Source organism: Pseudomonas cavernicola (genome assembly GCF_003596405.1).
Taxonomy (GTDB): domain Bacteria; phylum Pseudomonadota; class Gammaproteobacteria; order Pseudomonadales; family Pseudomonadaceae; genus Aquipseudomonas; species Aquipseudomonas cavernicola.
Genome location: NZ_QYUR01000002.1, coordinates 728207 through 754977 on the forward strand (window position 1 = coordinate 728207; position 26771 = coordinate 754977).

The window sequence follows — 26771 nt, forward strand, 5'->3', positions numbered from 1 at the left end:
GCTTCGCCTAATCCACCCTACGTGCTGCACATGCCCATACGAAGGGTGCAACCATGACCAAAGAATTCGACTACATCATCATCGGCGCCGGCTCGGCCGGTAACACCCTGGCCACCCGTCTGACCGAGGATGCCGACGTCAGCGTGCTGTTGCTCGAGGCCGGTGGCCCGGACTACCGCCTCGACTTCCGTACCCAGATGCCCGCCGCCCTCGCCTTCCCGCTGCAGGGCCGCCGTTACAACTGGGCGTACGAGACCGAACCAGAACCCTTCATGAACAACCGCAAGATGGAATGCGGCCGTGGCAAGGGCCTGGGCGGCTCCTCGCTGATCAACGGCATGTGCTACATCCGCGGCAACGCCATGGACTATGACGGTTGGGCGAAAAACCCAGGTCTGGAAGACTGGACCTACCTCGACTGCCTGCCCTACTTCCGCAAAGCCGAAACCCGCGACATCGGCCCCAACGACTACCACGGCGGCGATGGCCCGGTCAGCGTGACCACGCCCAAGGCCGGCAATAACCCGCTGTTCCACGCCATGGTCGAAGCCGGCGTGCAAGCTGGCTACCCGCATACCGAAGACCTTAACGGCTACCAGCAGGAAGGCTTCGGCCCGATGGACCGCACCGTCACCCCGCAGGGCCGCCGCTCCAGCACCGCGCGTGGCTACCTCGACCAGGCCCGTGGCCGGCCGAACCTGACCATCGTCACCCACGCCCTGACCGACCGCATCCTGTTCAAGGGCAAGCGCGCCGTTGGCGTTGCCTACCTCAAGGGCGACAGTGATGCGCGGATCACCGCCAATGCCCGCCGCGAAGTGCTGCTGTGCTCCGGCGCCATCGCCTCACCGCAAATCCTCCAGCGCTCCGGCGTCGGCCCAGCCGCCCTGTTGCGCGACCTCGACATTCCGGTGGTTCACGACCTGCCAGGCGTCGGCGCCAACCTGCAGGACCACCTGGAGATGTACCTGCAATACCAATGCACCCAGCCGATCTCGCTGTATCCGTCGCTGCAGTGGTGGAACCAGCCGGCGATCGGCGCCGAGTGGCTGTTCCTTGGTAAGGGCATCGGCGCCAGCAACCAGTTCGAGGCCGGCGGCTTCATCCGCACCCGTGACGAGTTCGAGTGGCCGAACATCCAGTACCACTTCCTGCCGGTGGCGATTAACTACAACGGCAGCAACGCGGTGAAGGAACACGGCTTCCAGGCCCACGTCGGCTCCATGCGCTCGCCCAGCCGGGGCCGCGTGCAGGTGCGTTCGAAGGACCCGCGCGAGTACCCGAGCATCCTGTTCAATTACATGTCCAGCGAGCAGGACTGGCAGGAATTCCGCGACGGCATCCGCATCACCCGCGAGATCATGCAGCAGCCGGCGCTGGACCCGTACCGTGGCAAGGAAATCAGCCCTGGCCTCGAGTACCAGAGCGATGCCGACCTCGACAAGTTCATCCGTGAACATGCCGAAACCGCCTTCCACCCCTCCTGCTCCTGCAAGATGGGCACCGATGACATGGCGGTAGTCGACGGCCAGGGCCGTGTGCACGGAATGGAAGGTCTGCGCGTGGTCGATGCCTCGATCATGCCGCTGATCACCACCGGCAACCTCAATGCGCCGACCATCATGATCGCCGAGAAAATCGCCGACAAAATTCGTGGTCGCAAGCCATTGCCGCGCAGTACCGCCAAGTACTACGTCGCCAACGGCGCACCGGTGCGTGGCAAGGCGCAACGCCCGGCCAAATAAGCACTGCGCGGATTTGCGCGGCGTCTCGAACAGCAGGAAGCACGCAACGAGGACGCCGGTTGGCACTGAACGTAGGTTGGTGCTGAGCAAAGCGATGCCCAACAAGGAGTCGCCCGCGACTCCCGAGGCTCGGCCCCACATTTGCAAGCCCGGCCTTATAGGCCGGTTGTTGGGCATCACCTTCGGTTCAGCACCAACCTACGTTTTGTTCACCTGCGGAAATGCCTGCGCAGACCTTTATTCCGGGAGCTCCTGACGGATCATCCAATGCCCCCCCGGGGGCATCAGGCGGCTGATATCGAAACGCTCCAGGCTCTGTCGATCAAGCATCTCGATCTGCGGGCTGACCAGGCCTGGCAAGCTCTTGCTTTCCAACGCACGCACCGCCAGGTCGATGGCCACCCGCGCCTGGATCACCGGCGAGTCGGTGGGTGCGGCGAGGATCAGACCGTCCTCGATAGCTTTCAGCACCCGTTCGGTGGCGTAGAACGAGAGCACCTGAGCGTGGTAGCGCGAGCGGTTCGAATTCACCAATTGGGCGGCGAAGGCGGCGGCCTCGGCATTGCCCAACAGGTAGTCGAGATCGGGCTCCCGAGTCAGCAGGTCACGCACCAGCAGCGCCTGGCTCGAGCGATCAACCGGCCCGTAACCGCCCGGTACCAGAGTCACCGCGCTGCCCTGCAACGCCTCGCGCAGGCCGCGCTCACCGTCCGCCACCCAGCCGGCGTCCCGCGGCCCCGGCAACCAGCCGACGCGAATCGCCCGGCCCTGGCTATGGCGAACGATGTAGGCCAGCGCAACCTTGGCCATGGTGGCGAAGTCCACCCGCGAGCGCGCGGTGACGCCGGCGCATTCGATCCGGTTGACCAGATCGATCACCGGCACACCGGCCTTGTGCAACAGGCCAATGTCGTCACACAGCCTGTTGGTATTGATCGCCGCGATCACGTAGGCATCGGCGCCGAGCTGGATGCAGCGGGTCAGCTGGGCCCACTGCATATCCGGATACTGATAGCCGCCGGCCTCGTAGATACCCAGCTGCACGCCCTGACGCCGGGCCTCTTCATTCAGCCCCCAGGCCACGCCCCACCAGTAGCGATCCATGCCATGGGGCAACAGGGCGCAGATACGCCAAGGCTTGCTCGCCGCCGCCAGCGGCTGGTAGCTGGCCGCCTGGCCATCGGCAAGCACCGGATAGGGGAACCAGTCCGCCGCGCGCAAGGGTGCGGCAGCCATGACTAGCAACAGGAAGGTGCAGAACATCCGCATCGGCAGCGCCTTGTCCGGTTGGCGGGAGAGCAGGAAAGAACACTTTCCCAAGCCCGGCAGTCACTTGTTCGGGTTCGCCGCATATTCCATCAGGGCATTTGCGCTGGCAAGCAGCGGATCATCGGCCTAAAGTCCGAGCAGCCTCAGCACCAAGGACCCCCATGCCCAGCCTTCCCAACCTGGACGCCCGCACTGCCCGCCTACTGCCCTGGATCGTCGCCATCGCGTTCTTCATGCAGACCCTCGACGGCACCATCCTCAACACCGCCTTACCCGCCATGGCCCGCGACCTCGCCGAAGATCCATTGCGCATGCAGTCGGTGGTAATCGCCTACATGCTCACGGTGGCCCTGTTGATTCCGGCCTCCGGCTGGGTCGCCGACCGCTTCGGCACGCGGCGGATTTTCTTCGGTGCGATCCTGTTGTTCAGCTGTGGTTCGCTGCTCTGCGCGCTTTCCGAAAGCCTCAGCCAACTGATCGCCGCGCGGATAGTCCAAGGCCTAGGTGGCGCACTAATGATGCCGGTCGGGCGGCTAGTGGTGCTGCGCGCGTACCCGCGCTCCGAGCTGGTACGGATCATGAGTTTCATCACCCTGCCCGGCCTGCTCGGCCCCTTGATCGGCCCGACGCTGGGCGGCTGGTTGGTGGAATACGCCAGCTGGCACTGGATCTTCCTGATCAACCTGCCGGTCGGTCTGCTCGGTTGCTACGCGGCGATCCGCTTTATGCCCGATCTACGCGGCCCGCAACGCAGCCGTTTCGATGGCGTCGGTTTCGCCCTCTTCGGCGCCGCCATGCTGCTGATCACCATCGCTCTGGAAGGCCTCGGCGAACTGCAACTTGCGCATATGCGCGTCATGCTGCTGTTGCTCGGTGGGCTGGCCTGCTTGGCCGCTTACTGGCTGCGCGCCGGACGGATCGAACAGCCGCTGTTTGCCCCCGAGCTGTTCCGTACCCGCACCTTTGCCGTCGGCATTCTTGGCAACTTGTTCGCCCGCCTGGGCAGCGGCGCCCTGCCGTTCCTGGTACCGCTGCTGTTGCAGGTGGCGCTGGGTTACTCGCCGGCGCAGGCCGGGATGAGCATGATCCCCCTGGCGCTGGCCGCCATGCTGGTCAAACCGCTGGCCAAGCCGCTGATCGAGCACCTTGGCTACCGCAACGTCCTGAGTGGCAATACCTTACTGCTCGGCGCGTTACTCGCCAGCCTGGGCCTGGTCGGCGCGACTACACCGTATGCCCTCTTGCTGCTGCAACTAGCCCTGCTCGGCGCGGTCAACTCGCTGCAATTCACCGCGATGAACACCGTCACCCTGATCGACCTCGATGACACCTCCGCCAGCAGCGGCAACAGCCTGCTGTCGGTGGTGGTGCAACTGGCGATCAGCCTCGGCATTGCCTCCGGCGCCGCTCTGCTCGGTGGCTTCAGCAGCGAGATCGGCAAAGGCACGGTCAACAGCCTGCTCGGCGCCTTCCAGCTGACCTTTGCCTGCGTCGGGGTGTTGTCGATGCTCGCCGCCGCGATCTTCCTGCAACTCGCCCCCGAGGATGGTCGCCGGGCTCGCCGCCTCAATCCGGAGATCGACGGCTGAACACCTCGGCCTTGCCATGGGAGTCGACCAGTGTGCTGGTCGGCTGAGGGAAACCCCGGGGTAGGGGACGTCGCAGTAAACGGAAAAAATCCTACGCCAAGCCCTACCCGCAGCACCCACGCTGCAGCTGAATCGGTGGGCACTTCACCGAGCCGAACGAACAGAACACACAGCAGTCACCGGGATTCGGGCGCAACAGGGCCTTGCAGTTGCTGCACTCGTAGAAGTACTGGCAGGCGTTCGTGGGCATGCTTTCTCGCTTGGCGAAGCCGCAGTGCGGGCAGGTCAGCACGGATTCAAGAACGATAGCGCTCATCGTGGCGTCACTTCTGCACGGCGGAGGGGTAGCCCGCGTTCGTGGTCGCCTCGGTCAGCGCCTCGGGCTGGGCTTTGTCGGGGTCATAGGTCACGGTGGCCGTTTTCTTGTCGAAATCGACCTCGACGGCGTTCACGCCGGGCACCTTTTCCAGTGATTTCTTGACCGTGATCGGGCAGAGTTTGCACGTCATGTTCTGTACCTCGAGCGTGACGGTTTTCGGTGTGGCGGCCAACGCTGCGAGGGGTAAGGCGGCGAGCGCGGCAATCAGCAGTTTGCGCATGGCGATCTCCTTTCAGTAGAACAATGGGGCGAACCACGGCACGGCCAACAAGCCGAGCAGCAGGACGGCAACGACCCAGAACGTGAGCCGCTGCCGCTTGATCGTGCGCGGATCGACACACGGCGTGCCTGCTTTGCAGACCTGCGGCAGCCAGTAGAGCTTGCGCAAGGCCAAGCCGAGAAACAGCAGCGTCAGCCCAATGAAGATGGGCCGGTAAGGCTCCATCGCCGTCAGGTTTCCGACCCAAGCACCGCCGATGCCGAGCGCCAGCAGCACGAGCGGCCCGACGCAACACAGCGACGCACCGATGGCGGCCAGCACGCCCGCGATTAGCGAGGCTTTTCCGCTGAATTGCGCCATGCCTGTCTCCTGGAGACTGTTTGCCAAGTGCTACTCTAAACTCCGTACCTAAGTACGGGATCAAGGAGAATGTGATGGCCGCAGAACTGACCATCGGCAGACTGGCGGATGCCGCCGGAGTGAACGTCGAGACGATCCGCTATTACCAGCGGCTCGGCCTGCTGGATGAGCCGGCGAAGCCGCTGGGCGGGCATCGACGCTACGCGGCGGAACAGGCGAAGCGGCTGCGCTTCATCAAGCGGGCTCAGGCACTTGGCTTCACGCTGTCCGAGGTCGGCGGCCTGCTGCGGTTGGACGCGGGCTGCGCGTGCGCCGAGACGCGGGCATTGGCGGCCCGCAAGCTGGCGCTGATCGAACAGAAGATCACCGACCTTGCCGACCTGCAGAAGGTCTTGGCCGGGTTGGTGAAGCAATGCGATGCAGACGAAGGCGGTGCAGCCTGTCCGATTATCGACGTGCTGGCACAGGATTAAGTCAGGTTGACCGATACCCGGGCATCAGGCGCGAGGTGCAAACCGCGTCAGGGCAGCGCTGGTTTCGGCATTGCCTGACGTCTGCGGCCTAATCGCTCAGGCTTCAACCTGACTGACCGTCCCTGAGCGTGCGATTCTTTCCATTGCCTGCGCTTGTACGGTGATCATTCTTCTCAATGCCTCGCTGTCGCCCTCACCCCCGGTCGCGCCACGCCAACAGCCACAGGCCGGCCTGTTACACTGCACGCCATTTTCGTTTAGCAGGCCTGTCCCGTGACCTCCACCGCTTTCAATTCGCTGCCGCTGTCCGCCGCCATGCTGGCTAACCTCGAGTCCCTCGGTTATGCCCAGATGACGCCGGTTCAAGCGCAAAGCCTGCCGGTGATCCTCAAGGGCATGGACCTGATCGCCCAGGCCAAGACCGGCAGTGGCAAGACCGCCGCCTTCGGCATTGGCCTGCTCAACCCGTTGAACCCGCGCTACTTTGGCTGCCAGGCGCTGGTGCTCTGCCCGACCCGCGAGTTGGCCGACCAGGTGGCCAAGGAAATCCGCCGGCTGGCCCGTGGCACCGACCACATCAAGGTGCTGACTTTGTGTGGCGGCGTACCGTTCGGCCCGCAGATCGGCTCGCTGGAGCACGGCGCGCACATCATCGTCGGCACCCCCGGGCGGATTCAGGAGCACCTGCGCAAAGGCACCCTGAAACTCGACGGCCTCAACACCCTGGTGCTCGATGAAGCCGACCGCATGCTCGACATGGGCTTCTACGATTCCATCGCCGAGATCCTTCAGCAGACCCCGGCCAAGCGCCAAACCCTGCTGTTCTCCGCCACCTATCCGGCCAGCATCAAGCAGCTGTCGGCGGCGTTCATGCGTGACCCGCAGCAGGTGAAAGCCGAGGCGATGCACGCCGACAGCCAGATCGAGCAACGCTTCTACGAGATCGCTCCCGAGCAGCGCATGGAAGCCGTGACCAAGCTGCTGGCGCACTTCCGCCCGCAGTCCTGCGTCGCCTTCTGCTTCACCAAGCAGCAATGCCAGGAGCTGGTCGAACACCTACAAGCCAGCGGCATTTCCGCGATGGCCTTGAATGGCGATCTCGAACAGCGCGACCGCGACCAGGTGCTGGCGATGTTCGCCAACCGCAGCTGCTCGGTACTGGTGGCCACCGACGTCGCCGCCCGCGGCCTGGATATCGAAGCACTGGATGCGGTGATCAACGTCGAACTGGCGCGCGACTCGGAAATCCACATCCACCGCGTTGGCCGCACCGGCCGCGCCGGTGAAAAAGGGCTGGCGCTGAGCCTGGTGGCCCCGTCCGAAGGGCACCGCGCACAGGCCATCGAAGACTTGCAGAAGGCCCCACTGAACTGGCACCAACTGGACGGCCTGAAGCCACAAGGCGGTGGGCCGCTGCTGCCACCGATGGTTACCCTGTGCATAGGTGGTGGCCGCAAAGACAAAGTCCGCCCCGGCGACATCCTGGGCGCCCTGACCGGGGATGCCGGCATCCCCGGCGCCCAGGTCGGCAAGATCGCCATCTTCGATTTCCAGGCCTATGTCGCCGTCGAGCGCGGGGTCGCCAAACAGGCGCTGCAACGCCTGAACGACGGCAAAATCAAAGGCCGCTCGCTGCGCGTGCGAATTCTCTGAGACCGCCTCGTAGGTTGGCGCTGATGTAGGCTGGCGCTGAACGCAGTGATGCCCAACAAGGAGTCGCCCCGCGACTCCTATGCTCAGTCTCGAACTCGTAAGCCCGGCCTACAGGCCGGTTGTTGGGCATCGCCTTCGGCTCAGCACCAACCTACCCTCACCGGCCTCAGAAACCGTGGCGCTGGAAAATCTGTGCGTAACTGCCGTCCCCGCGCATCTCCCGCATTGCCCGATTGAAGGCCGCGACTATCTGCCGATACTGCGGATGACTGCGACGCACCACGATGTGCAGCCCATTTTCGCTGAGCGGCTTGGGCAGGAATTCCAGCTGCCCTTGCAGTTCGTGCAACTCGCGCTTGAGGTAATGACGAGCCACCAATTCGTCCTCCAGGGTCAGCTGCACCCGCCCGGCGGCGAGCATCCGCGCGCCCATGGCGAAGCCCATTACCGGGATCTTGTGCAGCCGGGCATCCTGATCGAACTCTGTCTGGTAGGCATATCCACGCACCGTCGCAATGCTGTAAGGGCGCAAGTCCTCCAGCCGTTCGAAATGAATGTCCGCGCCCTTGCGCTGCAAAAAACGGATGCGGTTGACCAGATAAGCCTCGGAATACAGCCCGTACTGGGTTCGCTGCGTGTCATACCAGGCGCTCAGCAGCACATCATAGTCGCCGGCCTGTAAGCCGCGTAATGCCCGCGCCCAGGGCACCTCATTGTATTCGCTGGTGTAGCCGGCACGCTGCAGCGCGATATTGACCAGGTCACTGGCCAAGCCATTGTTCGGCAGGCGGGCATCGGTAAACGGCGGCCAGGTGTCGGCCACCAAGCGCAGGGGCTCGGCGTTAACGGTGCAGCAACTGCAAAGCAATGCCCACAACGCGATACCGCGTGAAAGCCTCATGCCTATCGTCCGTAGCCGGTTGCTGATTAAGGCAGCTTAGCCAGCCTGCACCACACAACACCAGACCAGCCGGCGGGAAACGCCAAGCATTACGCAAACCTTGCGGTAAACTGCCGCCCCCAGCGGACTCTACGCAGGGCTTTTATCAGGGTTTTGAGGATGTGGCTGTGCTCGGTACAGATGTAGTGATTCTTGGCGCCGGTGCCGCCGGCTTGATGTGTGCGCTGACTGCTGCCGGGCGCGGGCGCAAGGTCATGCTGCTGGACCACGCCAACAAGGCCGGCAAGAAAATTCTCATGTCCGGCGGCGGTCGCTGCAATTTCACCAATATGTACACCGAACCGAGCAATTTCCTCTCGCAGAACCCGCACTTCTGCAAATCCGCCCTGGCGCGTTACACCCAGTGGGACTTCATCGAGCTGGTGAGCAAACACCGCGTGCCTTACCACGAGAAAAAGCTCGGCCAGCTGTTTTGCGACAACAAGGCCAGCGACATCCTCGGCCTGCTGCTTGCCGAGTGCGAGCAAGTCGGCGTGCAACTGCTGCTGAACACCTCGATCCAGCAGATCGACAAGGCCACCAGCGGCTACCAGCTGCACACCAGCGCCGGGCCGCTGAGCTGCGAGTCCTTGGTGATCGCCACCGGTGGCCTGTCGATCCCGACCCTCGGCGCGACCGGTTTCGGCTATCAGGTGGCCAAGCAGTTTGGCCATAGCCTGCTGCCGACCCGCGCCGGACTGGTACCGTTAACCATCACCGATCAGCTCAAGGAGCTTTGCAGCGAGCTGTCCGGCACCTCGGTGGATTGCCTGGTGAGCTGCAATGGCGAGAGCTTTCGCGAGAACATCCTGTTTACCCATCGCGGCCTTAGCGGCCCGGCGATCCTGCAGATTTCCTCGTACTGGCAGCCGGGCCATGCGGTGGAAATCAACCTGCTGCCCGACCATGACGTGCCGAGCTGGCTGCTGGAACAACAGACGGAGCGGCCAAACTCCGAGCTGAAAACCCTGCTCGGGGAAATCTTCACCAAGAAGATGGCTAACCTGCTGGCCGAGCACTGGTTCGTCTCCAAGCCGCTGAAGCAGTACAGCCCGGGCGAGCTGAGCGCGATTGCCGAGAAACTGGCGAGCTGGCAGTTGGTGCCGGCCGGCACCGAAGGCTATCGCACCGCCGAAGTGACCTTGGGTGGCGTCGACACCAAGGAAGTTTCCTCGAAGACCCTGGAATCGCTGAAGTCGCCAGGCCTGTACTTTATCGGCGAAGTGCTCGACGTCAGCGGCCACCTCGGCGGCTTCAACTTCCAGTGGGCCTGGGCCTCGGGCTATGCGGCGGCGCAGTACGTCTGAGCAGTTGCAGGGCGGGCATTGGAAAGGCGCAAACCCGTTAAAGGTTGAACTGAGCTGCTCTTGGTAGGAGCGAGCTCTGCTCGCGAAAGCCCTTCAAGCCAGAGCTTCGCGGGCATGGCCCGCTCCTACAGGTTTTGCGCTCTTCCAATGAACAGCTAACTCCCTTCCGCCTAGAGATGCTCCAGCACGCTGGTGGCCGACTGGAACGGCAAGCCGTGAGCCTCGGCCACGCTGCCGCAGGTAATCAAGCCTTTGGCGACATTCAGCCCATTGAGCAGGTGCGGGTCGTCTTCCAGGGCGCGCCGTGTGCCTTTTTCCGCGAGCGCGATGACGAACGGCAGGGTCGCGTTGTTCAGCGCCAGGGTCGAGGTGCGCGCCACTGCCCCGGGCATATTGGCCACGCAGTAATGCACCACCCCGTCGACCACGTAGGTCGGATCGGTGTGGGTGGTGGCTTTCGAGGTTTCGGCACAACCACCCTGGTCGATGGCGACGTCCACCAGCACGGCGCCGGCCTGCATCTGCCGGATCATCTCCGCCGTGATCAGCTTCGGCGCCGCTGCACCGGGAATCAGCACCCCACCGATCACCAGATCCGCCGCCAGGACCTGCTCGCGCAGGGCCGCATGGGTCGAGTACAGCGTGGTGATGCGGTTACCGTACTGTGCGTCCAGACGGCGCAAGACATCCACGCTCTTGTCCAGCACCGTGACATTCGCACCCAGCCCCACCGCCATGGCCAACGCGTGGCTGCCGACCACACCACCGCCAAGGATCACCACTTTGCCCGGAGCCACGCCGGGCACCCCGCCAAGCAGTACGCCGCGGCCACCTCGAGCTTTTTCCAGGCAACTGGCGCCGGCCTGGATCGACATCCGCCCGGCGACTTCGGACATCGGTGCCAGCAGCGGCAAGCGCCCTTGTGCGTCGGTGACGGTTTCATAGGCGATGCAAATCGCCCCGGAGGCCATCAATTCCTCGGTCTGTGGCAGATCCGGCGCCAGGTGCAAATAGGTGAACAGCGTGTGTTCCGGGCGCAGCCGGGCACGCTCGCCGGCATGCGGTTCCTTGACCTTGACGATCAGTTGCGCCTCGGCGAACACCTGGGCGGCGTCCATGCCAATCTGTGCGCCGGCCGCGCGGTAATCCTCGTCGCTAAAGCCAATAGCCGCGCCCGCGTGGGTCTGCACCCAGACCTGATGACCGAGCCCGCTCAACTCGGCCACCGACTGCGGCGTCAGGCCGACGCGGTATTCGTGGTTCTTGATCTCCTTGGGTACTCCGATACGCATGACAACCTCCGGGTCGATGAAGCGGGGCGCCGCACGCTTATGCCGCTTTTTGCAGTAAAGCCTAGAAAGCCGTCGCCGCGGAACGCCCTCGAAGACGTACTGGTTTTGCGCTGACTCAGCTAAAAACCGCGCCCTTTATCGGGCCGCTCAGGTCTTCGACGACAATTCGGCCATGCCCTTCAACAGCTCGATCGGCAGTGGGAAGACGATGGTCGAGCTCTTGTCGCCGGCGATGAGGCCGAGGGTCTGCATATAGCGCAGCTGCATGGCGCCGGGCTGGCGGCCGAGCATCTCGGCGGCCATCATCAGCTTTTCCGAGGCTTGCAACTCGCCCTCGGCGTGAATCACCTTGGCCCGCCGTTCGCGCTCGGCCTCGGCCTGTTTGGCGATGGCGCGGATCATCGACTCGTTGAGGTCGACGTGCTTGATCTCCACGTTCGACACCTTGATGCCCCAGGCGTCGGTCTGCGAGTCCAACACTTGCTGGATGTCGGCGTTGAGCCGTTCGCGCTCGGCAAGCAGCTCGTCCAGTTCGTGCTTGCCGAGCACCGAGCGCAATGTCGTCTGCGCCAGTTGGCTGGTGGCCATCAGGAAGTCCTCGACCTGGATGATCGCCTTCTGCGCGTCGAGCACGCGGAAATAGATCACCGCGCTGACCTTCACCGAGACGTTGTCGCGGGTGATCACGTCTTGCGTCGGCACGTCCAGCACCACGGTGCGCAAATCCACCCGCACCACCTGTTGGATCGCCGGGATGATGATCACCAGCCCCGGGCCCTTGACCTTCCAGAAGCGCCCGAGTTGGAACACTACGCCGCGCTCGTACTCACGGAAGATGCGGAACGCCGAGACGATCAGCACTATCAGCAGCACCAGCAGGGCGCCAAAACTCAGTGGAAAACTCATGACTAGTCTCCTTGTGGCGGCATCTCGTCAGCCGCAGTTACATCCAGCAGCAGGCCGTTGCGCGCCAGCACCCGAACCCGTTGACCGGGCCGCAGCGGCGCCTGGCTGAGCACCTGCCAGTTTTCCCCTTGCAACTTCACCCAGCCGCCGAGCGGATTGCCCTCCTGCAGAGCGGCCACTTCCACCAGGCTGCCGACCAGTCCCGCATCGCCGCTCACCAGCCGCCGGCGCCGCGCCTTCAGCGCCATGCCGAGGATGGTCACCATCAGCAGCGCGCTGACGAGGGCGACGCTGACGATCAACCCAAGCGGGATGCCTAAGCCCGGCACCTCGGTATCGATCAGGATCACCGCGCCGACCACGAAGGCGACTATGCCGCCGAAGCCGATTACGCCGAAACTGGGCATGAAGGCCTCGGCGGCCATCAGCGCCATGCCGAGCAGAATCAGGGCGACCCCGGCATAGTTCACCGGCAGCAGTTGCAGGGCGTAAAGCGCCAGGATCAGGCAGATGCCGCCAACTACCCCGCCGACGGCCGTACCCGGATTCATGAACTCGAAGAACAAGCCATAGATGCCGAGCATCATCAGGATCAGCGCCACGCTGGGGTTGGTGATCACCGCCAGCAGGCGCGTGCGCCAATCCGGCTCATGGCTGATCAGCGCGGCGCCGGCGGTATGCAATTGCACGGTCTGCCCGGCGGCGTTCAACTTCTTGCCGTCCAGCTGCTTGAGCAGGTCGCTCAGATCGTCCGCCACATAGTCGATCACCTTGAGCTTTAACGCTTCCTTGGCCGACAGGCTGACCGACTCGCGCACCGCCTGCTCGGCCCACTCGACATTGCGCCCGCGCAGTTGGGCCAGGCCGCGGATATAGGCGGCGGCATCGTTGATCTGCTTCTTGGTCAGGGCATCGTCCGACTCGGCGGCGGGCTTGGTTTTGTCGGCCTCGGGTGTAGTGGGTTGTTCCGGCTTCTGCGGTGGCGCGCCCGGCATGCCACCGATCTGCACCGGCGTGGCCGCACCGATATTGGTGCCCGGCGCCATGGCGGCGATATGACTGGCATAGAGGATGTAGGTGCCGGCACTGGCCGCCCGCGCGCCGCTCGGTGCCACATAGCTGGCCACCGGCAGCGGACTGGCGAGAATCGCCTTGATGATCTCGCGCATCGAGGTGTCCAGTCCGCCTGGGGTGTCGATGTTCAGCACCACCAACTGCGCACCCTCATCCACCGCCCGCGCCAGCCCGCGGACAACGTAATCGGCACTGGCCGGGGCGATTGCACCGTCCACCGTCAGCACCACGACTGCGCCCGCAGCCGCCAGCGGCCCGACCGGTAACCCGGCCAGCACCAGCAACAAAAGTACACTGCGCCACCACTGACTGCTCACACGACCCTCCTGGCAGATACCCGTGGGCCGCCACGAACATCCCTGCCCCCTTTCGGCGGCGGCTGATAGCTGAGCGAACGCTGAAACAACCGCAGCGGTTTATGCGACGTTTGCTTACAACAGCGTTCGGTTACAGCTTAGTTGACGCAGGCCGTGGGCGAAGGCTGTCCGCTCAACGCACGATTTTTGCTAAAAAATTTGCACAGCCGGTTCGCAGCGGCGCGCATATCCGCTCTAATCGATCTTCCACCAATCAGGTCGTTAGCCTCTGATGATGCCTTCCAGCTCACTCAGCCACTCCCTGCGCCGCCTGTGGGCGTTGGATAAGTTCAGCTATAGCCTGCGGGCGTTCATCGCGCTGACCGGCATCATGGCGCTGTGCTGGGCGCAGGACTCGATGCACCAGCTGATTCCACTGTTCCTCGGCATCATCGCCAGCGCCCTGGCGGAAACCGATGACAGTTGGCAAGGCCGGCTGACGGCGCTGCTGGTGACGCTGGGCTGCTTCAGCGTGGCCTCGATCGCGGTCGAGCTGCTGTTCCCCTATCCCTGGTTATTCGTCTGTGCGCTGGCGCTGGCGAGCTTCAGCCTGACCATGCTCGGCGCTCTGGGTGAGCGCTACGGCAGCATCGCCCAGGCCACCTTGATTCTCTCGGTGTACACCATGATCGGGGTCGATCAACGCGGCGGCGCGACGGCGAACTTCTGGCACGAACCCTTGCTGCTGGTGGCCGGGGCGGCGTGGTATGGCCTGCTGTCGGTGATCTGGCAGGCACTGTTCTCGCATCAACCGGTGCAGCAGAGCCTGGCGCGCTTGTTCCGCGAGCTGGGCCACTACCTCAAGCTCAAATCCGCCTTGTTCGAACCGGTGCACGGGCTGGATGTGGAACAGCGCCGCCTGCAGCTGGCGCAACAGAACGGCCACCTGGTGGCCGCGCTCAACAGCACCAAAGAAATCATCCTGCACCGCGTCGGCAATGACCGGCCCGGGCCGAAAGTCAGCCGCTACCTGAAGCTGTACTTCATGGCGCAAGACATTCACGAACGCGCCAGTTCCTCGCACTACCCGTACAACGAGCTGGCCGAGGCGTTCTTCCACAGCGATGTGCTGTTTCGCTGCCAACGCCTGCTGCGTCAGCAGGGCGAGGCCTGTCAGGCCCTGGCCCAGGCCATTCAGCTGCGCCAGACGTTCGAGTACGGCGGCCTGTCGGCCCAGGCCCTGAGCGATCTGCAAGCCTCGCTGGAACACCTGCGCATCCAGAGCAATCCGGCGTGGCGCAGCTTGTTGCGCTCGCTGCGCGCGCTGGCCAGCAACCTCGGCACCTTGAATGACCTGCTGTGTAACGCCAATAACCCGGATGCCCTGGCGGAGGAACAGGACAGCAGCCTGCTCGACCGGTCGCCGCATTCGCTGAAAGACATCTGGACGCGCCTGCGCCTGCAACTGACGCCCACCTCGCTACTCTTCCGCCATGCCTTGCGCCTGGCGATTGCCCTGAGCGCAGGCTACGGCGTGCTGCACCTGATCCACCCGAGCGAAGGCTACTGGATCATCCTCACCACACTGTTCGTCTGCCAGCCGAACTATGGCGCCACCCGGCGCAAACTGGTGCAGCGCATCAGCGGCACGGTGATCGGCCTGGTGCTCGGCTGGGCGCTGTTCGACCTGTTCCCCAGCGCACTGATCCAGGCCATGTTCGCGGTAGTCGCCGGCGTGGTGTTCTTCGCCAATCGGGCGACCCGTTACACCCTCTCTACCGCCGCCATCACCCTGATGATCATGTTCTGCTTCAACCAGATCGGCGATGGCTATGGGCTGATCGTGCCGCGTCTGGTCGATACCCTGCTCGGCAGCTTGATCGCCGGCCTTGCGGTGTTCCTGATCCTGCCGGACTGGCAAGGTCGGCGGCTCAATCAAGTGGTGGCCAACACCCTCAGCTGCAACAGTCATTACCTGCAGCAGATCATGCAGCAATATGCCCGTGGCAAGCGCGACGACCTCGCCTACCGCCTGGCCCGGCGCAATGCGCACAACGCCGACGCCGCGCTCTCCAGCACCCTGGCCAATATGCTCATGGAGCCCGGCCACTTCCGCAAAGAAGCGGATATCGGCTTCCGTTTCCTGGTGCTTTCGCACACCTTGCTCAGCTACCTCTCGGCCCTCGGCGCGCACCGGGGCGAAGCTTTGCCCAGCGCCGCGCCGCCCAGCCTGCTCAGTGACGCCGCCACGCGCCTGGCCGGCAGCCTCGATGAAGTGGCCCAGAGCCTGGCGAGCAAAACCCCGGTCACCATCCACAGCGATGCCGAAGAAAATCTCGCCAAGGAGCTGGAGCAACTGCCGGAAGAAATGGACGACCGCGAGCGCCTGGTGCAAAGCGAACTGGCGCTGATCTGCCGCCAACTCGGCCCGCTGCGCACCCTCGCCGCGCACCTGCTGCGTGACCGAGCGGCCATCAGCAGCTGAAAAAAGCGCTAAGGACAACTCGCACGCAGGAGACCGCCTCGTAGATTGGCGCTGCTGATGTAGGTTGGCGCTGAAGTAGGTTGGCGCTGAACGCAGTGATGCCCAACAAGGAGTCGCTTAGCGACTCCCAATTCTCGATCCCGCGCTTAAGGAAGTTCTAGAAAGCCCATCATCCCCGCACAGGCGGGGATCGGGTGCCGGCGCAACAACTGGGTTCCCGCCTTTGCGGGAACGACGGAAGGAAGTTAATTCAGCCTCAACGCAGGGCATCCGCGAGCGCATGAATCTCCGCCCGATGGCTGATCAGCAACGCCAACTCGTCGTTATCACCGATAACGTTCAACGGCGGCAACAGCTTCGCGTAGGCCGCCAGGGACGACAGCTCCGGCAGATCCGCCTCGGCATTCATGCCCTTGACCGAGTGATAGAGGCTGAGATTGACCAGGTCAATCAATTCGAGGTGGTAGCGCTCCCGATGGAGCCAGTTGCCGGTGTTACGGATGATGCCGATGAACTCCTCATCCACCGCCCACTTCTTCAATAGGATGACCCCCAGCGATTTGCTGTAATCGCGACACAGGCGGTAATACAGCTCGCGCGAAGGCGCGACCGGGTCGTCCCTGAACGCCGAAAGCACCGCTAGCGAGCCCAGCTCGCTCAACAAGCTGGCGAGAAAAGCGTGATCAGGCTGCGTGTAACCGACCAGCCGAGCCAGGAAGGCGCAGGTACTGGCCTTCAGAATCAGCCGCTCCCAGGCCTCTATAAACAGCTTCTTGTGCCCTGGGCTGTGCAGGGTGAACAGGCTTTTGATGCTGTGGATCATCGTCACCCGATCCACCTGCGCAAGGCCCAACACCTGCAGCACGTCTTGTAGGGTTTTCGGCGGCCGGCTGCTGCGCAACATCGCGCTGGCGGCGTACTTCATCAGCAGCGCGCTAAGGGCCGGGTCTTTGCTGATCAAACCGCTCAAGGTGCCCAGGCTGACCTCCGGGCTGCGCAGCGACCGGCGAATTTCCAGAGTGATCACCGGCAGGCTGGGCAACTGCTCATCGCCACACATCAACTGCGAAACCACCTGCCGATACCTGGCATAGCCAGTCTGCTCAGCGTCCATGAGAGCCTTCTCTTGAGATTACACACAGCCGCATAGGCTAAACGCTAGCGGGCACTTTGCCCACCCGCCGCGGGTCACGCCAGCACGGTCAGCGCCACGCGCAGCATGCAAAAAATAGCGGCGCCGCACCGACGGCAAAGTGCCTACATCCCATGGCGTTTGAACAACGCAGCATAACTGCCGTCGGTCTTCATCGCCTTGATCGCGCGGTTGAACGCCGCGACGATCTGCGCATGCCGCGGGTTATGCAGGCTGACCAGAATATGCAGGTTGTTTTCGCTGAGCGGCTTGGGCAAAAACTCCAGGTCATCGCGTACGCTGCTTGGCTCGCGGTTGAGGTAATAGCGCGCGACGAACTCATCCTCCAGCGTCAGGTTGACCCGCCCGGCATGCAGCATCCGCGCCGCGCTGGCAAAGCCGAGCACCGGGATCTTGCGCAAACTGCTCGCGCTATCGAACTCCGCTCCATAGGTATATCCGCGCACCACCGCGATGTTGAAGGGCTGCAAGTCCGCCAGCGAGGTGAAACCAATCGGCGAACCCTTGCGCTTGAGCAAGCGCACTCGGTTGACCAGATAAGGCGAGGAAAACTGCCCGACTTGGGTACGTTCCTCGGTGAACCAGGCGTTCACCAGCACATCGTAGCTGCCCACCCCAATCCCATGCAGCGCTCGCGCCCAAGGCACCTGCGCGTACTCCGTGGCGTACCCGGCGCGGGCCAAGGCGGTGCTGACCAAATCGGTGGCCAAGCCGCCGTTCGGCAAGTTCTGATCGGTAAACGGCGGCCAGACATCCGCCACCAGACGCAACGTCTCTGCTGACGCGCCGGTCGTCAGCAGCCACAACACACACAACAGCACAAGCACAGTGCGCGGCACGGGTCTCATCCTTTTTTATCCTTCGCGATCCATGCAGGCCAAGAGCTGTAACCCGCTACTCCCAACGCAGGGTCGCAACCCCATCCGAACCAGGCGTCGCAGCAACCGCCACACCACTAATGGCCACCTGCCATTAATAGACCAGATTATGGCGCCAGGATAGTGGCGCTCAATGATTCATCCAAGTGGCCCGCAACGGTTCCAGCAACACTCCCAGCCCAGAGCCTTCGCCCCTTCAGCCCCCGACGCTGGCCAAACGGCCAAAACGGTGCCGCGTCGGTCAACCGCATCGAAGCAGTAGGTTGGTGCTGAGCCGAAGGTGATGCCCAACAACCGGCCCGCAAGGCCGGGCTGTCAAACGCGAGTCGGTGAGAGGGAGTCGCTGGGCGACTCCTTGTTGGGCATCACTGCGTTCAGCGCCAACCTACTTCAGCGCCAACCGACAGGCTGCCTCTTGCCTGCGAATTGTCCTTAACTGACTGGCATTAGCTCATCGAGCGGTTTTTCTGTGGCTGATCCAGCAACGCATCTAGTGGCTCTTCGCCTGGCGGATGCGCAAGGCGATGAAGCCAAGAATGAACAGCGCGATAGGCGTCATATAGGTTGCAGCGGTCAGTGGCTCGATCTTCAGCCCGATGGTGTGCAGCCCTTCCAGCACCAGCTTGAACAGGCTGAGCAGGTAGTAACTGATGGCGATCAGCGAGAGCCCTTCGACAGCCTTCTGGATCTTGATCTGGGTATTGGCTCTGCTGTTCAGGCTATGGAGGATTTCCGAGTTTTGCGCTTCAACCTCGACCTGGACCCTGGCCTGGAGCAACTCGCTCAGGTTGGCGACGCTGTGCCCCAGGCGTTGCAGGCGTTGATCCGTCGCCGCGCAATAGCGGACTGTCGGTTTGAACCGTCTTTCGATGAATACGCCCAGCCGCTGACAGTCGCCCAGATGGGCCTCGCGTAGCTCGCCGATGCGCTCGAAGACGATCTTTGAATAGGCTTCAGTCGCGCTGAAGCGACGGCGCGAGCGTGCCGTGCAGCGCACGATGCGCGCGGAGAGTGCGGCGATGTCGTTGAGCAGGCGCTTGGCATCGCAGGAGGCGGTTTCCGCATTGCTGTCGGAAAGGCCGGTCAGTTCCTTGTCGAACTCCTTCAGCGAGGCGCTGATGGACTGCGCGACCGGAAGCGTCAGTGACGCCATCATGCGATAGGTTTCGATCTCCAACAGGCGCCGGATCATGCGGCCCAGGCGATAGGCATTCAAGCCGCGATTGACCAGCAGAATACGGTTCATGCCCTCCTGATCGAGCTTGAAGTCACTCCAGACCGTGGCATCGCCGCCGCCGACATTCGAGCCGGCTGGGTCCTTGAACCCATAGAAAGCATAATCGCCGGCCCAGCTCTGCTCCGTTTCAACCTGGATCAGGTCGGCGTTGATAATCAGGTCGCGGTGGGCTGCGACGATGTCCCTAAGCACCGCGGGAAGTGGCTGCCAGATACCAGCGGTCTCGCTGTCGGACTTGGGCGCGACCAACGTCAGGGTGAAAAACTCAGTGTGCCGCTCCCACTTCAACGCAAACGTCCCAAGCTTGATCAACCCTTGAGGCGTGCTGCGATCATAAAGCGCGTCGGTCTGCTCATAGAGGCTACTGATTATGCCGTCGCACTGATCATCGGGGTCGATGAAGGCCAAGTGGTAGACATAAGCGGGCCCTTCGAAATAGATCGAGGGGCGCGAATGCAGTTCGTTATGCAGCGCTTTTCTCAGAGGGTGCATCGGCAGTTCACTTCAAGACGGGAGAGGGCTTAAGTGGTGACGTGCCTGGCCTTGAATAGGGTCACAGGCAGCGCATAAGTTTCTAGGCTGCAAAGAGTGATTCGGCTCCCACGCGCGCCACCCGACCGGCTCTGTAACCCGTCTATTGCTTGGGGCGAAAGCCCCCTCTTAGGCCAATCACCGCTATCGACAGCGGCCCATAGCATCAAGTGTTACAGCCGCCCAGCCGCCGCCGCCCCTCGCACTGCCTAAACTTTTATCAGGGGAGTTCTGATAACCAGTAGCCCTAGAGCATTCGACAGGGCGTGGAGGTGCATCATGCGTATGGCAAAAACTTTACAGCGCAGTCTAGAGCAGGCGCATTGCGAGTTCGACATCGTTGCGCACCCGCATTCGGCGAGCAGCCTAGAAACCGCTCGCGCGGCCGGCATTCCGGCGGAACGGGTGGCCAAATCGGTGATTCTGGATGATCGGCACGGTCACTACCTGATGGCGGTGGTGCCTGCCAGTCAGAACCTGGATCTGGGCAAAGTGCGTGGCGCAGAGGAATGGCAACTCACCAACGAAAGCACGATCGCCGGTCTGTTCACGGACTGCGAGCGCGGGGCCGTGCCGGCGTTGAGCGAACCTTACGGGATGAACATGGTGGTCGACCCTCTGCTGACCCGGCAGCAGGACATCTACCTGGAAGCCGGCGATCACAAGAGCCTGGTACACATGCGCATGGATCAGTTCCTCAAACTGGTGCCCAGCGCCGAGGTGCGCGAGGTCTGCCGCTAAGGGTCGCCATGCGGCTGCACACGCCAGCACAACGTCAAGTTGACGCGACTCGCGCTCAGCTTGGTGGGGGTGGGGGTTGTTGTTACTGTGTGAGCAAACCCGCTGCGCCCGCGCAGTTTTACTTCCGGCGCTCGATCGGTGGCCGCCAGCCACACCGGGTGGGTCGAGGCAATCCGAAGGCCTGAGCCCGTGACACGTGGACTCACGTCGGCGGAGGAGCGGTGTGGGTAGAGCTGAGTGAGCGACGCTATTCAAATCGGCTTACTGAGCCCGGAGGGGAATATTTACGTCCCACCGAGACCCGCCACGCACCGCCTATGAGAGGAACAAATCGCCCCGCGGCTGTCGATCTGCGCTACGGTTTTATCTTAGGCGGCGACTGCCGGGCCGAGCGTCTGCGGCGCACACACCAACCCAAGCCTGATCTGTGGAGAACCTCATGCAATCACCAACGCACAATCTCCCGTCCTTGTTCAAACAACTGGGGCTGCCTGCTGACCCCGCCGGCATCAATGCCTTCATTTCCACCCACTCGCCCCTGCCGGCCTCATTGTCCCTGGCGGACGCGTCGTTCTGGACAGCGGCGCAAGCGGATTTTCTGCGCGAGGAAATCCTTGAGGATGCCGACTGGGCCGAGGTCGTCGATCAGCTCAATCTACTGCTGCGCAAATAACTGTAGGAGCGAGCTCTGCTCGCGATGCTTCTCTGCCATGCCCGATCGCGAGGCGGCAGCCGTTCCTACAAGAGCAAAGGCGACAGCACACTAGCGGGAGGTGTCCGACGGCGGGCGACCTTGCAGCTCGCGATAGGTCAGATACACGCGCAAATCAAACTCCAACTGGTGATAGCCCGGCTGCATGTATTCGCAGAGCTGGTAGAACGCCTTGTTGTGCTCGTGCTCCTTCAGATGCGCCAGCTCATGCACCACGATCATCCTGAGAAACTCCGGCGGCGCCTCCTTGAACAAGGACGCCACACGAATCTCCTTCTTCGCCTTGAGCTTGCCGCCTTGCACCCGCGAGATCGCCGTGTGCAAACCCAAGGCACGATGCGTCAGGTCGAGGCGATTATCGAACAGCACCTTATCAATGCTCGGCGCGTTCTTCAGGTGCTCCTGCTTTAACGCCAGGGTATAGGCGTACAGCGCCTTATCGCTTTGCACCGCATGCCGTGCCGGGTAGCGCTGACCCAGGTAGTCGCCCAGGCGATTGTGCGCGATCAGCTGGCGCACCTGATCCTGCAATGCGGGGGAATAAGCGTTGAGGTATTTGAGCGGGGTCATGGGTGTTGTCGAGGCTAGCCGAATCTATTCGCCGAAGGATCGCTGGGTGAAGGTTCTTGCGGAGCCCGCGGCCCCTACAAAAGCCTTATACGCGGCGGAATTTCAAAAGCGCGCCAGTGTAGCTGAGCCGCCGACTCTCGGCAGCCGCTCTCCGCCCTGAGACAGCGCGCCGCGGCTTAGAAGCTGAAGCGCCGGATAATGCCTTGCAACCCATCGGACATGCTCTTGAGCGCCTGGGTTGCCTGCACGATCCCACCCTGGGCCGCGGAGTTCTCCTCGACGATCTGCGCCACCTTTTCCACGCTGCAAGCAACTTGCTCACTGGCCGCGCGTTGCTCCTGCAATGACAGGGAAATGAAGCTCACGGCCGCGAGCGACTCATCCAGCGCACTCTTGATCCGGCCCATCGATGCGCCTGCGCTTTCCACCAGTTGCCGACCATTGTCCACCCGCTCGCAGCCGGCGGCCATGCTGTTCTTGGCCTTGGCCATGCCGCTTTGAATGGCGTCGACCAGGGTGACGATCTCCGTGGTGGACTGGGCCGTGCGTCCGGCCAGGCTGCGTACCTCATCGGCCACCACGGCAAAACCACGGCCCTGCTCGCCTGCTCGCGCCGCCTCGATAGCGGCATTCAGCGCCAACAGGTTGGTCTGTTCGGCTATACCACGAATCACACCGACAATCTGGCTGATGTTGTTCGACTGGATCGCCAACTGATCGATATCGGCCGAGCTTTGCGCGACCAGATCGGCGATATGGCCCATTTCATGGATGGACTCCTGCATCACGGCCATGCCGTCATCGGTGATCTCACCGGCCTTCTTCGCCGTGCTCTGGGCCTGCTGAGCGTTGCCCGCGATGTGGTTGATGCTTACGGACAGCTGCTCGACCGTAGCCGCCATGGACGCAGCGGTATCGCTCTGCAGGTTGGCGCTTTTCAGCACCTGCTCGGAAGATGCGGCCAATTGCAGGGCGGCGCCCTCTATCTGCTCGGAGGCCTGGCCGATATTGCCAATCATGTCGCGCAGGCTGTGGCGCATGCGGTGCACCGACTGCAGTACGCCGGTTGCGGCCTTGTGCTGGTCGAGCTGCGCGCCGGCCAGTTGCCCCTGGGCGATGTTCGAGCTGATGGCCGCGAGCTCGCCCGGCTCAGCGCCGAGTTGGCGACCCAACAGCCTGGTGAAGAAGAACGCATAACCGCCGCCCAAGGCTAGTGCCAGCGACAAGACCAGAAGGCTGAGCTTGAGATTGAAGGCATAGGCGCTCTGGCCCTGCTCGAACTGGTGCTTGGCCTCGACCAGCTGCACCTCGATAAGTTCGGAAAATTTAGCCGACAAGGGATCGATCAACGGATACAGCCGCTGGTCGGCGAAGTGCTCGACGCCCGCGACGTCGCCCTTGCGCAGCATGCCCTGCAACTCCTGCAGCGGACCTTGGGTGGCCTCCATCAGTGGGCTGATTTGCGCGATCAGACGGTTTTCTTCCGTTGTCAGCTCGGTCGCCTTATAGGCCTGCCAGGTCTGGCCGATGGCCGCCTGAGCCTGCTCTAGCTGCGCCAGCGCTTCGGTATGGGTGGAGCTGCCGTCGTGCGCCTTGTGGGTGGCATCGACAATGCTCACCGCATACAGGTCGGCGATTTTTTTCAAATCCCGCAAGGGCACGACCCGATCGAGATAAACGGTCTGCAGGCCATACACGGTGGTCTGCAGACCATAAAGTCCGAGCCCGCCGACACAGAGCAAACCCAGGAGCAGAGAGCCGGCTAGCAGGAACAGGTGGGTTCTGATTTTCCAGTTGTTCATGATGAGTCATTCCTTGATCGAACTATCCAATACGGCTAGCGGGGTTGAAAATTCAGCCTTGCCATGCGTTGCCCGCAGGAAGTTTAGGCGACGATTTAATCAAGTGGGAAGGGATTGAAGAGTTTGCCTGACTTTGTGTTTCAACCCGTCAGTCCGTCGCTTGAAACTCGCCCGAAGTGGTCACCTGGAGCATTCTGGACGTGGTTCAGGGGCGCCAGTGTAGCGCGGTGGGATTAGCAACCGATGGGCCAACTCTTGCGAAAAACGGGGGGCACCAAATGCCCGCACGGGAGGGCCGCTGGTCGGACCGAAGCTTTATTCGCTCTGTGCTGTTGGGGCTTTCACGTTCAAGTTCGGGGGCGCGGAAAATGCCTTTGCGCTCAACCTGCTTCAGAGCTTTCCTATAATCCTCAGTATCTGCCTGCTTTCTGACGCCACGATATCGACGGGCGGTCATCAAGCGCGGCCCCGCCATGCCGATACTACCTTCGCGAGGCAGCTTCAAGCACAACGAGCAGCGCCTAGAAACCCTTTTAGTTCGTGCGTCACTGGCTGGAACGCCGAGTAAGCCCTTACTGACTCGAGGATGAGTCGTGCCACCCGACTGAAACCTTCTCCCGCGGAGAATCAGTCATGATCGACCTTGCCACCTGGAACCTCACCATCCCTGTGGGCGTACCTGCCACCACCATCGACACCCCGCTACTGGTGGGCGGTTATCAGGACCACTACTTCAAATCCACCCCGGACACGCTGTTCTTCTGGGCGCCGGTAAACGGCACCACCACTGCCAACGCCAGCTACCCGCGCAGCGAACTGCGCGAGACCTTCGCTGACGGCGCGCTGCGCAACTGGGCCTACCCGGCAGCCGACAACTCCCTGAGCGCGGCGCTGAGCGTCGGCCAGGTTCCATCGACCGGGAAGATCGTGATCGGCCAGATCCACGCATACGGCAGTAACAAACCGCTGCTCAAGCTGGAGTACCAGTACAAGACCACCAGCGCCAGCGCCAACATCGTCGCCAAAGTGCGCATCACCCCGTTGGACGAGGTCGGCCAGACCATCACGGTGCTCAAGGGCATTGCGCTGAACCAGCGCTTCACCTACGTGCTCAACCTGTCGCCGACGGGGCGCCTCAGCGTGATGATCAATAGCACCCTCTGGAGCCAACAGTTGGACTCCAGCTGGGCACCCAAGCCGCTGTACTTCAAGGCCGGCGTCTACCCCCAGGACAACACCGGCTACGAAACCGAAGCCGGCAACGCGACCTTCTACAACCTGAAGATCGACCACAAGCCGCTGCCTGTCGGCACGCCCTGAGAACCTGCTCAGCATCTGCTAGGGCTTCGCGCGTGATGCTGCGTTAAAAATGGTTTCGGAATGCTCATTTACAGCTCGTAAATTCTGCTTCCTCAGCCATTTTGACTCACTACGTTCGCCCTGCGGGCCAGCCTACGGCTGTTACTCCGCGTCGCTACGTTGCGCCTTGCCTGACCTTCGCTCGCTTAGATCCTGAACAGGTTCTAAGAACGCAAAAAGCCCGCATCGCTGCGGGCCTTTCGTTTAGTGCGATGAACGCGCGGTGATCAGTTCACCTTGGCGTTCAGTTCACCTTTGGCGTAACGCTGGAACATGTTTTCCAGGGAGATCGGCTTGATCTTCGAGGCGTTGCCGGCGGTGCCGAAAGCTTCGTAACGGGCGATGCAGACATCGCGCATGGCCTTGACGGTTTCGCCAAAGAATTTACGCGGGTCGAATTCGCTCGGGTGCTGGGCCATGTAACGGCGCATGGCACCAGTGGACGCCAGACGCAGGTCGGTGTCGATGTTGACCTTACGCACGCCGTGCTTGATGCCTTCGACGATTTCTTCGACCGGCACGCCGTAGGTTTCCTTAATCTCGCCGCCGTATTGGTTGATGATCGCCAGCCACTCTTGCGGGACCGAGGACGAGCCGTGCATCACCAGGTGGGTGTTGGGGATGCGCGCGTGGATCGCCTTGATCCGGTCGATGGCGAGGATGTCCCCGGTCGGCGGCTTGGTGAACTTGTAGGCGCCGTGGCTGGTGCCGATGGCGATGGCCAGGGCGTCGACCTGGGTCTTCTTGACGAAGTCGGCGGCCTCTTCCGGGTCGGTCAGCATCTGGCTGTGATCGAGCACACCTTCGGCGCCGATGCCGTCTTCTTCGCCGGCCATACCGGTTTCCAGGCTACCCAGGCAGCCCAACTCGCCTTCCACCGACACGCCGCAGGCGTGCGCCATGGCCACGGTCTGCTGAGTGACGCGAACGTTGTATTCGTAGTCGGTCGGGGTTTTACCGTCTTCGCCGAGGGAGCCGTCCATCATCACCGAGCTGAAGCCCAGCTGGATCGAGCGCTGGCACACGTCAGGGCTGGTGCCGTGGTCCTGGTGCATGCACACCGGGATGTGCGGGAACTCTTCGATCGCGGCGAGGATCAGGTGACGCAAGAACGGCGCACCGGCGTATTTGCGCGCGCCGGCGGAGGCCTGCACGATCACCGGGGAGTCGGTCTTGTCGGCCGCTTCCATGATGGCGCGCATCTGTTCCAGGTTGTTGACGTTGTAAGCCGGAACGCCGTAGCCGAATTCGGCGGCGTGATCCAGCATCTGGCGCATGCTGATAAGTGCCATGGTTTACCTATCTCCCGGTTGGGGTCGTTAATCGTGCAAGCCTGCCACAGGGCAGGCCATGTTCAAGTGTTTGAGGAGCGGGGGCGACCCCGCTACCCAGATATTTCGACAAGTCTGCGTAACCCATGCGGTGGGTTACGCCGCTGTGCGGCTAACCCACCCTACGGGGATTTGCAGCCCCGGCCAATCAGGTCGTTGTTGGCGACCCAGTAGAGCAAACCTTCCTCGCCCTTGCTGTGAAAGGCCAGGACGCCATCGCTATAGAACGCTCCCGAGGCGGCCGGTTCCTGCTTGAGACGGTAGACGATATCACCGCCGGCGAGACGCAAATCGACCGCTTCCTGACTGCTGTCGGCGAAACGCCAGAGCACTTCGGCCTGGCTGTCGCAGACCCAACGCGTCCACTGCTCCGTCGGCTGCGGCGAGCCGGCACAGCCGACCAACAGCGCGAACGCCGCCACGACAATAAAGCCCTTCATCCAACACTCCTTGTGTACGAACCAGCACT

24 protein-coding genes and 1 pseudogene are annotated in these 26771 nt (G+C 62.6%); 9 read left to right on the top strand and 16 right to left on the bottom strand.

The genetic code is table 11. The features are described 5' to 3' along the window. Positions 1–53 precede the first annotated feature (53 nt). Entirely contained in the window at positions 54–1745 is a 1692-nt protein-coding gene (gene betA / locus D3879_RS03735) for a choline dehydrogenase (RefSeq protein ID WP_119952741.1), read from the top strand. Positions 1746–1982: 237 nt separating this feature from the next. Here betA and torT read toward each other — a convergent pair whose 3' ends face one another. After that, on the bottom strand, positions 1983–3065 hold the full coding sequence (gene torT / locus D3879_RS03740; RefSeq protein WP_238474202.1) for a TMAO reductase system periplasmic protein TorT: 1083 nt from the start codon (positions 3063–3065) through the stop codon (positions 1983–1985). 110 nt (positions 3066–3175) lie between these two features. Between torT and mdtD the strand changes: the two genes are divergently transcribed. Further along, entirely contained in the window at positions 3176–4603 is a 1428-nt protein-coding gene (mdtD, locus tag D3879_RS03745; RefSeq protein ID WP_119952742.1) for a multidrug transporter subunit MdtD, read from the top strand. Positions 4604–4706: 103 nt separating this feature from the next. On the opposite strand, the gene D3879_RS26875 is transcribed toward mdtD, so the two are convergent. Genes D3879_RS26875 through D3879_RS03760 form a run of 3 tightly spaced genes read right to left on the bottom strand, consistent with a single transcriptional unit; the run spans position 4707 to position 5562 of the window. After that, the gene (locus D3879_RS26875) at positions 4707–4919 is read right to left on the bottom strand and encodes a GDCCVxC domain-containing (seleno)protein (RefSeq protein ID WP_119952743.1); all 213 of its coding nucleotides are present in this window, start codon (positions 4917–4919) and stop codon (positions 4707–4709) included. Between the two features lie 7 nt (positions 4920–4926). Then, positions 4927–5202 carry a mercury resistance system periplasmic binding protein MerP gene (merP, locus tag D3879_RS03755; RefSeq protein ID WP_119952744.1) on the bottom strand — a complete coding sequence of 92 codons (276 nt, stop codon included), beginning with the start codon at positions 5200–5202 and terminating at the stop codon, positions 4927–4929. A gap of 12 nt (positions 5203–5214) precedes the next feature. Next, entirely contained in the window at positions 5215–5562 is a 348-nt protein-coding gene (locus D3879_RS03760) for a mercuric transporter MerT family protein (protein WP_119952745.1), read from the bottom strand. Between the two features lie 74 nt (positions 5563–5636). Here D3879_RS03760 and merR point away from each other — a divergent pair, with 74 nt between their 5' ends. After that, positions 5637–6035: an Hg(II)-responsive transcriptional regulator gene (gene merR / locus D3879_RS03765; RefSeq protein ID WP_119952746.1), complete on the top strand. Its 399-nt coding sequence runs from the start codon at positions 5637–5639 to the stop codon at positions 6033–6035. Between the two features lie 273 nt (positions 6036–6308). After that, on the top strand, positions 6309–7688 hold the full coding sequence (dbpA, locus tag D3879_RS03770; RefSeq protein WP_119952747.1) for an ATP-dependent RNA helicase DbpA: 1380 nt from the start codon (positions 6309–6311) through the stop codon (positions 7686–7688). A gap of 166 nt (positions 7689–7854) precedes the next feature. Here dbpA and D3879_RS03775 read toward each other — a convergent pair whose 3' ends face one another. After that, complete coding sequence (locus tag D3879_RS03775) at positions 7855–8589, bottom strand: substrate-binding periplasmic protein (protein WP_119952748.1); 735 nt, start codon at positions 8587–8589, stop codon at positions 7855–7857. A 167-nt stretch (positions 8590–8756) separates the two neighbouring features. Here D3879_RS03775 and D3879_RS03780 point away from each other — a divergent pair, with 167 nt between their 5' ends. Continuing rightward, positions 8757–9935, top strand: coding sequence for a BaiN/RdsA family NAD(P)/FAD-dependent oxidoreductase (locus tag D3879_RS03780; protein ID WP_119952749.1), 1179 nt, complete (start codon positions 8757–8759; stop codon positions 9933–9935). Positions 9936–10105: 170 nt separating this feature from the next. On the opposite strand, the gene ald is transcribed toward D3879_RS03780, so the two are convergent. From ald to D3879_RS03795, 3 genes are all read right to left on the bottom strand, one after another. Further along, on the bottom strand, positions 10106–11227 hold the full coding sequence (gene ald, locus D3879_RS03785; protein WP_119952750.1) for an alanine dehydrogenase: 1122 nt from the start codon (positions 11225–11227) through the stop codon (positions 10106–10108). Positions 11228–11374: 147 nt separating this feature from the next. Continuing rightward, positions 11375–12133 carry a slipin family protein gene (locus D3879_RS03790; RefSeq protein ID WP_119952751.1) on the bottom strand — a complete coding sequence of 253 codons (759 nt, stop codon included), beginning with the start codon at positions 12131–12133 and terminating at the stop codon, positions 11375–11377. A gap of 2 nt (positions 12134–12135) precedes the next feature. Then, entirely contained in the window at positions 12136–13524 is a 1389-nt protein-coding gene (locus tag D3879_RS03795) for an NfeD family protein (RefSeq protein WP_119952752.1), read from the bottom strand. Positions 13525–13798: 274 nt separating this feature from the next. Between D3879_RS03795 and yccS the strand changes: the two genes are divergently transcribed. Beyond that, the gene (gene yccS / locus D3879_RS03800; RefSeq protein WP_119954878.1) at positions 13799–15988 is read left to right on the top strand and encodes a YccS family putative transporter; all 2190 of its coding nucleotides are present in this window, start codon (positions 13799–13801) and stop codon (positions 15986–15988) included. 256 nt (positions 15989–16244) lie between these two features. Here yccS and D3879_RS03805 read toward each other — a convergent pair whose 3' ends face one another. The 3 genes from D3879_RS03805 to D3879_RS03815 all read right to left on the bottom strand — a co-directional run bounded on the left by D3879_RS03805 (position 16245) and on the right by D3879_RS03815 (position 19748). Next, on the bottom strand, positions 16245–17102 hold the full coding sequence (locus tag D3879_RS03805) for an HDOD domain-containing protein (protein ID WP_119952753.1): 858 nt from the start codon (positions 17100–17102) through the stop codon (positions 16245–16247). 143 nt (positions 17103–17245) lie between these two features. Then, a complete protein-coding gene (locus D3879_RS03810; protein ID WP_119952754.1) occupies positions 17246–17989 on the bottom strand; it encodes a substrate-binding periplasmic protein in 744 nt (247 codons plus the stop codon). Positions 17990–18509: 520 nt separating this feature from the next. Beyond that, the gene (locus tag D3879_RS03815) at positions 18510–19748 is read right to left on the bottom strand and encodes a DUF3422 domain-containing protein (RefSeq protein WP_119952755.1); all 1239 of its coding nucleotides are present in this window, start codon (positions 19746–19748) and stop codon (positions 18510–18512) included. A 318-nt stretch (positions 19749–20066) separates the two neighbouring features. Between D3879_RS03815 and D3879_RS03820 the strand changes: the two genes are divergently transcribed. Further along, positions 20067–20528, top strand: coding sequence for an aminoacyl-tRNA deacylase (locus tag D3879_RS03820; protein WP_119952756.1), 462 nt, complete (start codon positions 20067–20069; stop codon positions 20526–20528). Positions 20529–20967: 439 nt separating this feature from the next. Next, entirely contained in the window at positions 20968–21201 is a 234-nt protein-coding gene (locus D3879_RS03825) for a DUF2789 domain-containing protein (protein WP_119952757.1), read from the top strand. 90 nt (positions 21202–21291) lie between these two features. On the opposite strand, the gene D3879_RS03830 is transcribed toward D3879_RS03825, so the two are convergent. From D3879_RS03830 to D3879_RS27775, 3 genes and pseudogenes are all read right to left on the bottom strand, one after another. Then, complete coding sequence (locus D3879_RS03830; RefSeq protein ID WP_119952758.1) at positions 21292–21810, bottom strand: M48 metallopeptidase family protein; 519 nt, start codon at positions 21808–21810, stop codon at positions 21292–21294. A gap of 176 nt (positions 21811–21986) precedes the next feature. Next, positions 21987–22850 (bottom strand): methyl-accepting chemotaxis protein, encoded by an 864-nt coding sequence (locus D3879_RS27770; protein ID WP_420800916.1) that lies wholly within the window; start codon positions 22848–22850, stop codon positions 21987–21989. A 231-nt stretch (positions 22851–23081) separates the two neighbouring features. Further along, a pseudogene (locus D3879_RS27775) lies at positions 23082–23612 on the bottom strand (Tar ligand binding domain-containing protein); the annotation flags it as partial. Positions 23613–24245: 633 nt separating this feature from the next. Here D3879_RS27775 and D3879_RS03840 point away from each other — a divergent pair. After that, complete coding sequence (locus D3879_RS03840) at positions 24246–24932, top strand: polysaccharide lyase family 7 protein (protein WP_119952760.1); 687 nt, start codon at positions 24246–24248, stop codon at positions 24930–24932. 266 nt (positions 24933–25198) lie between these two features. On the opposite strand, the gene fba is transcribed toward D3879_RS03840, so the two are convergent. Together fba and D3879_RS03850 are read right to left on the bottom strand one after the other, a co-directional pair. After that, positions 25199–26263, bottom strand: a complete 1065-nt coding sequence (gene fba / locus D3879_RS03845) for a class II fructose-bisphosphate aldolase (protein WP_119952761.1) — start codon at positions 26261–26263, stop codon at positions 25199–25201. 161 nt (positions 26264–26424) lie between these two features. After that, positions 26425–26742, bottom strand: coding sequence for an MliC family protein (locus D3879_RS03850; protein WP_119952762.1), 318 nt, complete (start codon positions 26740–26742; stop codon positions 26425–26427). Between the last annotated feature and the right edge of the window lie 29 nt (positions 26743–26771).